Source organism: Streptomyces sp. NPDC048603 (genome assembly GCF_043199475.1).
In the GTDB taxonomy this organism is placed as follows: Bacteria; Actinomycetota; Actinomycetes; order Streptomycetales; family Streptomycetaceae; genus Streptomyces.
The window spans coordinates 445,376-458,393 of record NZ_JBICVY010000007.1; the positions used below are offsets into that span (position 1 = coordinate 445,376).

Sequence of the window (13,018 nt, forward strand, 5' to 3'; positions counted from 1 at the left end):
CCCTTCTTCCGGGAGCCTCCCCAACTGCTTTGATTCCTGCCAGGCAGTTTCGAGCACGCTCCGGAATCGGCGTGACACATTCCCACGCTTCCAGCTGGGGGGCTTCTCGCCGGAACCCATGCACGTATCTCTCCGCCGTATCGATGTCCGGCGGACCACCGCCTCGACTTCGGGCCACGATCAGCAAGATCACGACCCGTGGTCGGACAGCACAACCGGTCGCCGAGCCAGACAGGCCGACGTCCGCTCCAGGGAAGGACCCTTCGTGAGCGACACCACCGATCTGATGGGCGCTGCCGACACCACTGTCGACACCAGTGCTCCCGCTGCGGGCACCGCCGCCGCCACTGCCCCTGCCTCGCGGCGGCGCCGCTCCGGCACCGGCCTCGAGGGCATGGTCCTGGCCGAGCTGCAGCAGGTCGCTTCCGGCCTCGGGATCAGGGGCACCGCGCGGATGCGCAAGAGCCAGCTGATCGAGGTCATCAAGGAGGCGCAGGCCGGCGGCGGTACCCCCGCCAAGGCCGCGGACTCCGCCGGTACCGCCGAGGCCAAGCCGAAGCGCCGTGCCACCAGCAAGGCCCGCACGGGCGAGGCCGCCGCCGAGGCGCCCGCCGCCCAGCAGCAGATCGACATCCCGGGCCAGCCGGCCGCTGCCACCGCCGACCAGCCGGCCGGCGAGCGCCGCCGCCGCCGGGCCACCGCGCCCGCCGGTGCCCCCGAGACCGCCGCCCCGGCCGCTGCCACCGTGGTGGCCCCGGCCGCCGAGCCCAAGACCGAGGCGCCCGCCGCCGCGCAGCCCGAGGCCAAGGCGGACGCCAAGGCCGAGGCCGCCACCGCCGTCTCCGCCGAGGGCGAGGGCCGCGGCCGCCGTGACCGCCGCGACCGCCAGCGCGACCGCCGTGACCGCGGCGCGAAGGGCGAGGAGCAGCCCCAGGCCGGCCAGGCCCAGGGCGGCGACCGCCAGGGCCGTCAGGAGCGCCAGGACCGCCAGGAGCGCCAGGACCGTCAGGACCGGCAGCAGCAGGGCGGCCGCGGCCAGGGTCAGGCCCAGCCGCCGCGGGACAACGGTCCGCAGGACGACTTCGACGAGGACGGCGGCCGCCGTGGCCGTCGCGGCCGCTACCGCGACCGCCGTGGCCGCCGTGGCCGCGACGAGTTCGGTGCCGGCGAGCCCACCGTCGCCGACGACGACGTGCTGATCCCCGTCGCGGGCATCCTCGACATCCTCGACAACTACGCGTTCATCCGGACCTCCGGCTACCTGCCCGGCCCGAACGACGTCTACGTCTCCCTCGCCCAGGTCCGCAAGAGCGGCCTGCGCAAGGGTGACCACGTCACCGGTGCCGTGCGCCAGCCGAAGGAAGGCGAGCGCCGCGAGAAGTTCAACGCGCTGGTGCGCCTCGACTCGGTCAACGGCATGGCGCCGGAGTCCGGCCGCGGCCGCCCCGAGTTCAACAAGCTCACCCCGCTGTACCCGCAGGACCGGCTCCGCCTGGAGACCGACCCGGGCGTGCTGACCACCCGCATCATCGACCTCGTGTCGCCGATCGGAAAGGGCCAGCGAGGCCTGATCGTGGCCCCGCCGAAGACCGGCAAGACCATGATCATGCAGGCGATCGCCAACGCGATCACCACCAACAACCCCGAGTGCCACCTGATGGTCGTCCTGGTCGACGAGCGTCCGGAGGAGGTCACCGACATGCAGCGGTCGGTCAAGGGCGAGGTCATCTCCTCGACCTTCGACCGCCCGGCCGAGGACCACACCACCGTCGCCGAGCTGGCCATCGAGCGTGCCAAGCGCCTCGTCGAGCTGGGTCACGACGTGGTCGTCCTGCTGGACTCCATCACCCGTCTGGGCCGCGCGTACAACCTCGCGGCCCCCGCCTCCGGCCGCATCCTGTCCGGTGGTGTCGACTCGACCGCGCTGTACCCGCCGAAGCGCTTCTTCGGTGCCGCGCGGAACATCGAGGACGGCGGCTCGCTGACCATCCTGGCCACCGCGCTGGTCGAGACCGGCTCGCGCATGGACGAGGTGATCTTCGAGGAGTTCAAGGGCACCGGCAACATGGAGCTCAAGCTCGACCGGAAGCTCGCCGACAAGCGCATCTTCCCGGCCGTCGACGTCGACCCGTCGGGCACCCGCAAGGAGGAGATCCTCCTCAACAGCGAGGAGCTCGCCATCGTCTGGAAGCTGCGCCGGGTGCTGCACGCGCTCGACTCGCAGCAGGCGATCGAGCTGCTGCTCGACAAGATGAAGCAGACGAAGTCGAACGCCGAGTTCCTGATGCAGATCGCCAAGACGACCCCTTCGGCCGTCAACAACGACTGATCGAGGACCGGCCGGACAGGCCGGACCGGCAGAGCACCGACGCCGCCCCCACCCGTCAGGGTGGGGGCGGCGTTGCCATAGGATCACCGGACCCATCAACTGCTCCGCCAACGGAAGAAGGATGTCGCGCGTGCACATACGCACTTCGCGCCTGGCGGTCCCTGTTGCCGTGTCCGTGCTCGCCCTGTTCGGTACAGGGCTGACGGCCACCGGAGCGCAGGCCGCCTCCACGACGCCCGAGCCCACCACCAAGGAGCTCGGAAAGCGCGTCGCCCGGTCGATGACGACCGATCAGCAGTCGAGGGACGTCAGCAAGCCGGTTCCGCCGCAGAAGTCCGCGCCGGAGCCCCCGAAGTCGTCCCCGTACATCATCGGCGGCAACACGGAGACCATCTCCAACGCGCCCTGGATGGCGCAGCTGCACTACTACGACGACCGCAACACCCCTGACAAGGCCGACGACGAGGCGTTCTTCTGCGGGGGCACGGTCGTCGCCCCCACGAAGATCCTCACCGCCTCGCACTGCGTCGACGGTCTCAACTGGACGCTCGACAGCGTGGTGGTCGTGGGCGCCACCAAGCTGCCCACGGTCGACTCGGGCGGCGTGACCAACTGGCAGGGCGGCACCCCGGTGACCGTCCGCCGCCAGTGGAAGCACCCCTCGTACAACGCCGGCACGACGGACAACGACGTGGCGGTTCTGACCCTCGCCAAGCCCGTCAACGTTCCGGCGCTGCCGGTCGCGCGCAGCACCGACACCGGCAACTACGCGGTGGGGAACACCGCCGAGGTCTACGGCTGGGGCCGCTACACCTCCGGCAGCCAGGCCGTGTCGCCGACCCTCAAGAAGGCATCCCTGCCGCTCGTCTCCGACGACACCTGCGCGGGCTTCTGGGGCGACTACCTGATCCGCGGCCACATGGTGTGCGCGGGCACCCCGGCCTCCGGGTCGGACGCCGGCACCACCACCGCCTGCAACGGAGACTCCGGCGGTCCGCTGGTCCGCAACGGCCGGCTGATCGGCGTGGTCTCCTGGGGCGTCGAGGACTGCGTCTACAAGGGCGCCTACGGGGTCTACGCGAAGGTCACCTCGTACGCCGGGCCGATCCGGGCCCGCGCCTACGACACCGACTGGAACAAGGACGGCCAGGCCGACATGCTGGCCCGCCGGGCCTCCGACGGCAAGCTGTTCCCGTTCCACTCCAAGGGCACCAGCCTGTCCTGGCAGGCCTCGGTCCCGGGTGACTACAAGTCCGACAACCTGCTCGTGCAGGCCGACCTCGACCTGGACGGCTCGCAGGACATCATCCGGCGCACCGCCGCCGGCGACCTGTACCGGACGTTCCAGTCGAACGGCACCTGGCAGAACACCAAGCTGGCCGCCGGCTGGCAGACCCGGCGCACCTTCCTGGCGCCCGGCGACGTCAACGGCAACGACGTGCAGGACCTGATCTCGGTGGACTCGGCCGGCCGGCTGCGGATCCACCCGGGCAACGGCAAGGGCGGCTTCTACGCCGAGGTCGACGGCGGACCGGGCTGGCAGATCTACAGCCAGGTCCTCGGCCACGGCGACCTGACCGGCGACGGCAAGACGGACCTGCTGGCCCGTACCCCCGCCGGTGAGGTCTACCTGTACAAGGGCACCGGCACCCTCGGCCTGAACACCTTCGCGCCGCGCGTGAAGGTGGCCACCCTCGGCAGCTCGTACACCGCGTTCGCCACCGTCGGCGACGTGAACAACGACGGCAAGGCCGACCTGCTGGCCCGTGAGGGCGACGCCCTGTGGCTGTTCCCGGGAACCGGCAGCAGCACCGGTGCGACCTTCGCCACACGCAAGGCCTTCGGTACCGCCTGGGCGCAGTTCAACCTCTTCGGCTGATCAGCCCCCGGCAGGACCGCGGTAACGGGGCGTCCGCCCCGGCGCCGAGCCCACCGCGCCCACCGTGCCCCGCACGGTGGGCGCGGTGCGTTTCCGCGGGTCACTCCGGAGCCCCTTGGAACCCCCGCCCCGATTCACCCGTCTGTGTCAGCGGACATACGGGACAAGGGTGGGACGACGGACGGGGCCGGTAAGGGCCGGGCAGGGGCTGAGGGAGCGCATGAGCGAGGACAGGACGGGCCCGGACCACCGGGCCGGGGGGCGGCGCCGGAAGCCGCAGAAACGACGCAGGGCGGTCGCCGTCGCCGCGTGGACCGCGGCGGGCGTCGTGGTCCTCGGCGGCGCCGGCCTCGGCTACTTCTACGTGAAGTTCAACGGCAACCTGAAGAGCGTGGACCTCGACGCGGCCCTGGGCAAGGACCGCCCGGCCGACGTGGACAACGGCTCCCTGGACATCCTGGTCCTCGGTTCCGACTCGCGCGGCGGCGCGAACGCCGAGTACGGCGGAGACGACGGTCCCCCTGGGCCTGGCGGCCCGGGAGGTGCCCCCAGCTCCGCCCGCTCCGACACCGCCATGATCGTCCACGTGTACGAGGGCCACGAGAAGGCGAGCGTCGTATCGATACCGCGGGACACCCTGGTGACCCGGCCCTCCTGCAAGACCCCGTCGGGGAAGACCGACGCCGGCGGCCCGCGGCGGATGTTCAACGAGTCGTTCACCGTCGGCGGGGCGCCCTGCGCGGTCAAGACGGTCGAGCAGATGTCAGGGATCCGGATGGACCACTACATCGAGGTGGACTTCACCGGCTTCAAGGAGATCATCGACAAGCTCGGCGGGGTGGAGGTCACCACCGTCAAGCCCATCAAGGACGGCGCCAGCCACCTCGACCTGCCGGCCGGGACGCACCGGCTGAACGGCGAGCAGGCCCTCGGACTGGTCCGCACCCGCAAGAGCGTCGGCGACGGCAGCGACCTGGGGCGCATACAGCTCCAGCAGGCCTTCATCAAGGCGCTGCTCAAGCAGGTCAAGGGCATCGGGCTGTTCGACAACCCCAAGCGGCTGCTGGACCTGGCCGACACCGCCACCAAGGCGGTCACCACCGACTCGAAGCTGGGCGACGTGAAGTCGCTGATGGGCTTCGCGTCCGGGCTGAGCGGCATCGACTCCCAGGACATGCAGATGATCACCCTGCCGGTCGCCGGGGACACCCGCGACCCCAACCGTGTGGTCCCGCTGCAGAAGGAGTCCGCGCTGGTCTGGGAGGCCCTGCGGGCCGACCGGCCGATCCCGGCCGAGGCCACCGAGAAGTCCGCAGGGGACAAGGGCACCGCCGGATCCGTGATCCGGTAGGACCGGCCGGGGAGCGACGGGGCGGGGCCCGTGGGAAGGGGCCGGAATAACGGCGCGCGGGTACCCGTTGAGGGGTGCGTCCCGGAATTTTGACAGGCGGGCCGGTCCTGGCAGACTGGTACGTCGGCCCCGGTTCACGCATGGAGCAATTCCGCGACGTGCGACCCGGAGCCCTCCCGAAACTAGGAGACACCTTGAAGCGCGAGATCCACCCCGAGTACGTCGAGACCCAGGTCAGCTGCACCTGCGGTGCGTCGTTCACCACCCGTAGCACCCTGACCGAGGGCACCATCCGTGCCGAGGTCTGCTCCGAGTGCCACCCGTTCTACACGGGCAAGCAGAAGATCCTCGACACCGGTGGCCGTGTGGCCCGCTTCGAGGCCCGCTTCGGCAAGGCTGCGGCCGCCAAGAAGTAGCGAGACGCCGGCGCCGGTCTCCGGCCGCTCCCTGTCCACGCGGGGGTGGTCGGACCGGCGCCTTTGTCGTCCCGTCGCAGCCGGCGGCCCATCCGGCTGCCCAGCCCTTTCGCAATCTTTCACCAGGAGCCCGAAGATGTTCGAGGCCGTCGAGGACCTGGTCGGCGAGCACGCCGACCTCGAGAAGAAGCTCGCCGACCCGTCGGTCCACTCCGATCAGGCCAACGCGCGCAAGCTCAACAAGCGCTACGCGGAGCTGACCCCGATCATCGCCACCTTCCGGGCCTGGAAGCAGTCGGCCGAGGACATCGAGACGGCCAAGGAGCTGGCCGCCGACGACCCCGACTTCGCCGCCGAGGTGAAGGAGCTGAGCGCGCACCGCGAGGAGCTCACCGAGAAGCTCCGGCTGCTCCTGGTGCCGCGCGACCCCAGCGACGACAAGGACGTGCTGCTGGAGATCAAGGCGGGCGCGGGCGGCGACGAGTCCGCCCTGTTCGCCGGCGACCTGCTGCGCATGTACCTGCGCTACGCCGAGCGGGTGGGCTGGAAGACCGAGATCATCGACTCCACCGAGTCCGAGCTCGGCGGCTACAAGGACGTCCAGGTCGCCGTGAAGACCAAGGGCGGCAACGGCGCGACCGAGCCCGGCCAGGGCGTCTGGGCCCGCCTGAAGTACGAGGGCGGCGTGCACCGCGTGCAGCGCGTGCCGGCCACCGAGTCCCAGGGCCGCATCCACACCTCCGCCGCCGGCGTGCTCGTCACCCCGGAGGCCGAGGAGGTCGAGGTCGAGATCAACCCGAACGACCTGCGGATCGACGTCTACCGTTCGTCCGGCCCCGGCGGCCAGTCCGTCAACACCACCGACTCGGCCGTGCGCATCACGCACCTCCCCACCGGTGTGGTCGCCTCCTGCCAGAACGAGAAGAGCCAGCTCCAGAACAAGGAGCAGGCCATGCGCATCCTGCGCTCCCGCCTGCTGGCAGCCGCCCAGGAGGCCGCCGAGCAGGAGGCCGCGGACGCCCGCCGCAGCCAGGTGCGCACCGTGGACCGCTCCGAGAAGATCCGCACGTACAACTTCCCGGAGAACCGGATCTCGGACCACCGGGTCGGCTTCAAGGCGTACAACCTCGACCAGGTGCTCGACGGCGACCTCGACTCGGTCATCCAGGCCTGCGTCGACGCGGACTCCGCCGCCAAGCTCGCGGCCGCGCAGTAACCGCTCCAGCCCCCGCGGACCGCGTAGGGTCCCGCGTACCGCCCCTTCCCCCAAGCTCCCGGCTTCGCTCGAGCAGGGGGGACCCCCATGACAGCAGCCGGAGGACCAGCGCAGATGAACTTGCTGCTTGCCGAGGTGGCCCAGGCCACCCAGCGGCTGGCCGCCGCCGGTGTGCCCTCTCCGCGTTTCGACGCGGAGGAGCTCGCCGCGTGGGTGCACGGCGTCAAGCGGGGGGAACTGCACCACGTCAAGGACAGCGACTTCGACGCCCGCTACTGGGAGGCGGTCGCCCGCCGCGAGGCGCGCGAGCCGCTCCAGCACATCACCGGGCGGGCCTTCTTCCGCTACCTGGAGCTCCAGGTCGGACCGGGCGTGTTCGTACCGCGCCCGGAGACCGAGTCCGTCGTCGACTGGGCCATACAGGCCGTCCGGGCCATGGACGTGGTCGAGCCGCTGATCGTGGACCTGTGCACCGGGTCCGGTGCGATCGCCCTGGCCATGGCCCAGGAGGTGCCGCGCTCCCGGGTGCACGCCGTCGAGCTGTCCGAGGACGCGCTCGTCTACACCCGGAAGAACGCCGAGGGGTCCCGGGTCACCGTCCACCAGGGGGACGCGCTGAGCGCGCTGCCCGAGCTGGACGGCCAGGTGGACCTGGTCATCTCCAACCCGCCGTACATCCCGCTGACCGAGTGGGAGTACGTCGCCCCGGAAGCCCGGGACCACGACCCGCAGATGGCGCTGTTCTCCGGCGAGGACGGTCTGGACACCATCCGCGGCATCGAACGCACCGCGCACCGGCTGCTGCGGCCCGGCGGACTCGTCGTCGTCGAGCACGCGGACACCCAGGGCGGCCAGGTGCCGTGGATCTTCGCCGAGGAACGGGGCTGGGCCGACGCGGCCGACCACCCTGACCTCAACAACCGCCCGCGCTTCGCCACGGCCCGCAAGGCGCTGCCGTGACCCGCGCCGGCCACCCCCTGCCAGATCTTTCCCCCACGCACGAGGAGTCCCGCTGATGGCCCGGCGATACGACTGCAACGACGCGACGGACCGCAAGACCGGTCTGCGTGAAGCGGCATCCGCCGTGCGGCGCGGTGAGCTCGTGGTCCTGCCGACGGACACCCTGTACGGCATCGGCGCGGACGCCTTCAACGCGGAGGCGGTCGGCGACCTGCTCGCGGCCAAGGGCCGCGGCCGGAACATGCCCACCCCCGTCCTGATCGGCTCGCCGAACACCCTGCACGGGCTGGTCACCGACTTCTCCGAGCAGGCCTGGGAGCTCGTCGACGCGTTCTGGCCGGGTGCGCTGACCCTGGTCGCCAGGCACCAGCCCTCGCTCGCCTGGGACCTGGGCGAGACCGGCGGCACGGTCGCCGTCCGCATGCCGCTGCACCCGGTGGCGATCGAGCTGCTGACCGAGGTCGGCCCGATGGCCGTGTCCTCGGCGAACCTGACCGGGCACCCGGCGCCGGAGGACTGCGACGCCGCCCGCGAGATGCTCGGCGACTCCGTCTCGGTCTACCTGGACGGCGGCCCGACCCCGGGCATCCAGCCCTCCTCGATCGTCGACGTCACCGGGAAGGTTCCCGTCCTGCTGCGCGCAGGGGCACTGACCGCCGACCAGCTGCGGGAGGTCGTACCCGACCTCGAGGTGGCCCCGTGAGCCCTGAGGGGCGTGGCATAGCGAGTGAATCGGGCGACACCTTCCGCATACTCCACGTCAGCACCGGCAACGTCTGCCGCTCGCCGATCACCGAGCGGCTCACCCGGCATGCCCTGACCCACCGCCTGGGCGGGGCCTCCACCGGCGGCCTGATCGTGGAGAGCGCCGGTACCTGGGGCCACGAGGGTGCGCCGATGGAGGCGAACGCCGCGGCCGTACTGGCCGACTTCGGGGCGGACACGACCGGATTCACCGGGCGCGAGCTCCTCGACGAGCACGTCATCCGCGCCGACCTGGTCCTGACGGCGACCCGCGACCACCGGGCGCAGGTGATCTCGATGGGTCACTCGGCGGGCCTGCGCACCTTCACCCTGAAGGAGTTCACCCGGCTCGTCCGGGCGATAGACCCGGCGACGCTCCCGCCACTGGACGACGGCATGGCCGCGCGCGCCCGCGCGCTCGTACGGGCGGCTGCCGCCCTCCGCGGCTGGCTGCTGGCACCGTCCCCGGACGCCGACGAGGTCTACGACCCGTACGGTGCGCCGATCACCTTCTTCCGTTCGATCGGCGACGAGATCCACCAGGCCCTGGACCCGGTCGTCACGGCCCTGACGGGCGTCACCGCCAACCGCTGACCGCCGCGGCGCACATGGCGCCGACGGCGCACGGCTTCCCGGCGGCGGGAGCGGGGGTGCGGAACTACAGTGGGCGTACCCGGTACCCCCACTGCTCGGGAGCGCGCCATGAGCGTCATCAGTCAGCCCACGGCGGACGTGCTGCGCCGGCAGGACCCCCAGATGGCCGACATCCTCTCGGGGGAGGCCCACCGCCAGAACACCACCCTGCAGCTGATCGCCGCGGAGAACTTCACCTCGCGGGCCGTGCTCACCGCGCTCGGGTCCGCCCTCGCCAACAAGTACGCCGAGGGGTACCCGGGAGCCCGGCACCACGGCGGGTGCGAGTACGCCGACCTCGCCGAGCGGACCGCCGCGGAGCGGGCCCGGGCGCTGTTCGGCGCCGAACACGCCAACGTCCAGCCGCACTCCGGGTCGGCGGCGGTGCTCGCCGCCTACGCGGCGCTGCTGCGGCCGGGGGACACCGTCCTCGCGATGGGGCTGACCGCGGGCGGGCACCTCACCCACGGCTCCCCGGCGAACTTCTCCGGCCGCTGGTTCGACTTCGTCGGGTACGGGGTGGACGCCGAGACCGGGATCATCGACTACCACCAGGTGCAGACCCTGGCCCGCAGCCACCGGCCCAAGGCCATCGTCTGCGGTTCCATCTGCTACCCCAGGCACCCCGAGTACTCCGCCTTCCGGGAGATCGCCGACGAGGTCGGGGCGGTCCTGATCGCCGACGCGGCGCATCCGATCGGGCTGGTGGCCGGCGGAGCCGCGCCGAGTCCGCTGCCGTACGCGGACGTGGTCTGCGCGACCACCCACAAGGTGCTCCGCGGCCCCCGCGGCGGAATGATCCTCTGCGGTGCGGAGCTCGCCGAGCGGATCGACCGGGCGGTGTTCCCGTTCACCCAGGGCGGCGCGCAGATGCACACCATCGCCGCGAAGGCGGTCGCGTTCGGCGAGGCCGCGACGCCGGCCTTCGCGCGCTACGCGCACCGGGTCGTCACCAATGCGCGCGCGCTCGCCCAGGCCCTCGCCGGCCTCGGCTTCGCGATCACCACGGGCGGTACGGACACCCACATGATCACCGCCGACCCGGCACCCCTGGGCATGGACGGACGGGCCGCACGCGGCCGTCTGGCGGCCGCGGGGATGGTCCTGGACACCTGCGCCCTCCCGTACGGCGACCAGCGCGGCGTCCGGCTCGGTACGGCGGCGGTGACCACGCAGGGGATGGGGGAGCCGGAGATGGTGCGGATCGCCGGGCTGTTCGGGCGGGCGCTGCGCGGCGAGGAGGCCCCGCGGGTCCGCGCGGAGGTGGCCGAGCTGGTGCGCGCTTTTCCCCCTTATGGGGAGTAACCGACCCGAGCGGGGCTTAGCGCAACCGGGAAGTGCTCCCCTCGCGTCCTCGGTCGAGAGCACATCACGGCTAATGTGTGGGGCTGAGATGGCCGGCGATACATCTGGGGCAGCCCGTGCGTGAATACCTGCTGACGCTCTGCGTCACGGTCGCGGTGACCTACCTGCTGACCGGGCCGGTGCGGAAGTTCGCGATCGCGGCCGGCGCGATGCCGGCGATCCGCGCCCGCGACGTGCACCGCGAGCCCACTCCGCGGCTGGGCGGCATCGCCATGTTCGGCGGGCTCTGCGCCGGCCTGCTCGTCGCCGACCACCTGCAGAACCTCAACGGGGTCTTCGAGCTGTCGAACGAGCCTCGGGCGCTGCTCTCCGGGGCGGCGCTGATCTGGCTGGTCGGCGTGCTGGACGACAAGTTCGAGATCGACGCGCTGATCAAGCTCGGCGCCCAGATGATCTCGGCGGGCGTGATGGTGATGCAGGGCCTGACCATCCTGTGGATTCCGGTCCCGGGCATCGGGACGGTCTCGCTGACCCAGTGGCAGGGCAACCTGCTCACCGTCGCCCTGGTGGTCATCACGATCAACGCGGTGAACTTCGTGGACGGCCTGGACGGCCTGGCGGCGGGCATGGTCTGCATCGCGGCCGCCGCGTTCTTCATGTACTCGTACCGCATCTGGTACGGCTACGGCATCGAGGCCGCGGCCCCCGCGACCCTGTTCGCGGCCATCCTGATGGGCATGTGCCTGGGCTTCCTGCCGCACAACATGCACCCGGCCCGGATCTTCATGGGCGACTCCGGCTCGATGCTGATCGGGCTGGTGCTGGCGGCCGGCGCCATTTCCATCACCGGCCAGGTGGACCCCGACGCGATGGCCCTGTGGGCCGGCGGTGAGCGCAACGCGACCCACGCGATGCTCCCGGTCTTCATCCCGCTTCTGATGCCGCTGACGATCATCGCGCTGCCGGCCGCGGACCTGGTGCTGGCGATCGTCCGGCGGACCTGGAACGGGCAGTCGCCGTTCGCCGCCGACCGCGGGCACCTGCACCACCGGCTGCTGGAAATCGGACATTCGCACAGCCGGGCTGTCCTGATCATGTACTTCTGGTCGGCGCTGATCGCCTTCGGCGCCGTGGCCTATTCGGTGAACTCCACCTCGATGTGGATCGTGCTGGCGATCGCCGCGCTCAGCGGTGTCGGCCTGCTCCTGCTCCTGCTGCCGCGTTTCACCCCGCGCGCCCCGCAGTGGGCCGAGGGCATGGTGCCGCCCCGCTACCGGCACGCGGAGCGGGACGCCGAGGAGGCGGCGGCCCGCGAGGCCGCGGCCGGGCAGGGCGCCGAGCCGGAGCCGGCCCGGCTGCTCGTCGGCGGGGTCTCCGGCGTCAACGGCGCGACCGCGGTGGGCCCCCGTTCGCGCTTCCCCGACCGGCGTAAGGCCGGATCGTCGCGCTGACGCGCCCCCTCCCGGATGCCAGGCGACCGGGACCGAACGGCCTATATCAGACAGAACGCCACCGTGTCGCGCACAGACGGGCACTGTCACACTCATGTGTGACAGTGCGCACACCCTCAGGTAAAGACCTCATCAAATAGTTTGTGATACCGTTCACTAAACCCGGCGACAGAGCCGAAGGACCGTAGTGCGACGGTCCGTTGGCCCGAGGTTCTCTCTCGGACCGGGCTTACGCTCGTCCTGTACGAGTCCCGTGCCCCCCAAACCATGCGGAGCCACCCGCCATGCGGTCTGATGACGTCCGATCACTCCTGCAAGCCGCTGTACCCACCGCTGCCGCCGGCGTTCTCGCCGCGGTCATCAGCGGTGTGGTCGCCGGCGGTGAAGGGGCGATAGGGGCCGTCGTCGCGACGCTGGTCGTGATCCTCTTCATGGGCATGGGATTCGTCGTGCTCCAGCGCACGGCACGATCGCTGCCGCATCTGTTCCAGGCGATGGGACTGATGCTTTACACGGCACAAATTCTTCTGCTGTTCATCTTTGTCGCCGCGTTCAAGGACACCACCCTGTTCAACCCCAAGGCCTTCGCCATCACGCTCGTCGCCACCACCCTCGTGTGGATCGGTGCGCAGACGCGTGCTCACATGAAGGCCAAGATCCTTTACGTCGAGCCGGACTCGACGAAGACCGAGAAGCCCGAGAACTCGGGCCCGAAGTCGTGAAGGGTAGGGGCG

General features: G+C 71.2%; 11 protein-coding genes. All 11 read left to right on the top strand.

The genetic code is table 11. The features are described 5' to 3' along the window. Positions 1–265: 265 nt before the first annotated feature. Positions 266–2,329, top strand: coding sequence for a transcription termination factor Rho (gene rho / locus ACGFQ9_RS20000; protein WP_393575245.1), 2,064 nt, complete (start codon positions 266–268; stop codon positions 2,327–2,329). Positions 2,330–2,450: 121 nt separating this feature from the next. After that, positions 2,451–4,208 (top strand): trypsin-like serine protease, encoded by a 1,758-nt coding sequence (locus ACGFQ9_RS20005; RefSeq protein WP_393575247.1) that lies wholly within the window; start codon positions 2,451–2,453, stop codon positions 4,206–4,208. Between the two features lie 220 nt (positions 4,209–4,428). Beyond that, positions 4,429–5,559 carry an LCP family protein gene (locus ACGFQ9_RS20010; protein WP_393575249.1) on the top strand — a complete coding sequence of 377 codons (1,131 nt, stop codon included), beginning with the start codon at positions 4,429–4,431 and terminating at the stop codon, positions 5,557–5,559. 194 nt (positions 5,560–5,753) lie between these two features. After that, positions 5,754–5,975 (top strand): 50S ribosomal protein L31, encoded by a 222-nt coding sequence (gene rpmE, locus ACGFQ9_RS20015; RefSeq protein ID WP_365111216.1) that lies wholly within the window; start codon positions 5,754–5,756, stop codon positions 5,973–5,975. Positions 5,976–6,111: 136 nt separating this feature from the next. Next, the gene (gene prfA / locus ACGFQ9_RS20020) at positions 6,112–7,191 is read left to right on the top strand and encodes a peptide chain release factor 1 (RefSeq protein ID WP_393575250.1); all 1,080 of its coding nucleotides are present in this window, start codon (positions 6,112–6,114) and stop codon (positions 7,189–7,191) included. Positions 7,192–7,305: 114 nt separating this feature from the next. After that, positions 7,306–8,151 carry a peptide chain release factor N(5)-glutamine methyltransferase gene (gene prmC / locus ACGFQ9_RS20025; protein ID WP_393575252.1) on the top strand — a complete coding sequence of 282 codons (846 nt, stop codon included), beginning with the start codon at positions 7,306–7,308 and terminating at the stop codon, positions 8,149–8,151. 55 nt (positions 8,152–8,206) lie between these two features. Then, on the top strand, positions 8,207–8,854 hold the full coding sequence (locus ACGFQ9_RS20030) for an L-threonylcarbamoyladenylate synthase (RefSeq protein WP_393575253.1): 648 nt from the start codon (positions 8,207–8,209) through the stop codon (positions 8,852–8,854). Further along, positions 8,851–9,489 carry a protein-tyrosine-phosphatase gene (locus tag ACGFQ9_RS20035; protein ID WP_393575255.1) on the top strand — a complete coding sequence of 213 codons (639 nt, stop codon included), beginning with the start codon at positions 8,851–8,853 and terminating at the stop codon, positions 9,487–9,489. The genes ACGFQ9_RS20030 and ACGFQ9_RS20035 overlap by 4 nt, the downstream gene beginning before the upstream one ends. A gap of 108 nt (positions 9,490–9,597) precedes the next feature. After that, on the top strand, positions 9,598–10,833 hold the full coding sequence (glyA, locus tag ACGFQ9_RS20040; protein ID WP_393575257.1) for a serine hydroxymethyltransferase: 1,236 nt from the start codon (positions 9,598–9,600) through the stop codon (positions 10,831–10,833). A 104-nt stretch (positions 10,834–10,937) separates the two neighbouring features. Continuing rightward, positions 10,938–12,284, top strand: a complete 1,347-nt coding sequence (locus tag ACGFQ9_RS20045) for an MraY family glycosyltransferase (RefSeq protein WP_393575388.1) — start codon at positions 10,938–10,940, stop codon at positions 12,282–12,284. A gap of 284 nt (positions 12,285–12,568) precedes the next feature. Beyond that, positions 12,569–13,006 (top strand): hypothetical protein, encoded by a 438-nt coding sequence (locus tag ACGFQ9_RS20050; protein ID WP_393575259.1) that lies wholly within the window; start codon positions 12,569–12,571, stop codon positions 13,004–13,006. Positions 13,007–13,018 lie beyond the last annotated feature (12 nt).

Bases quoted from the DNA above. Each gene is read 5' to 3' on its own strand.
- ACGFQ9_RS20005 (WP_393575247.1), top strand. From the start codon at position 2,451: ATGTCGCGCGTGCACATACGCACTTCGCGCCTGGCGGTCCCTGTTGCC.
- ACGFQ9_RS20010 (WP_393575249.1), top strand. From the start codon at position 4,429: ATGAGCGAGGACAGGACGGGCCCGGACCACCGGGCCGGGGGGCGGCGC.
- prfA (WP_393575250.1), top strand. From the start codon at position 6,112: ATGTTCGAGGCCGTCGAGGACCTGGTCGGCGAGCACGCCGACCTCGAG.
- prmC (WP_393575252.1), top strand. From the start codon at position 7,306: ATGAACTTGCTGCTTGCCGAGGTGGCCCAGGCCACCCAGCGGCTGGCC.
- ACGFQ9_RS20030 (WP_393575253.1), top strand. From the start codon at position 8,207: ATGGCCCGGCGATACGACTGCAACGACGCGACGGACCGCAAGACCGGT.
- glyA (WP_393575257.1), top strand. From the start codon at position 9,598: ATGAGCGTCATCAGTCAGCCCACGGCGGACGTGCTGCGCCGGCAGGAC.
- ACGFQ9_RS20050 (WP_393575259.1), top strand. From the start codon at position 12,569: ATGCGGTCTGATGACGTCCGATCACTCCTGCAAGCCGCTGTACCCACC.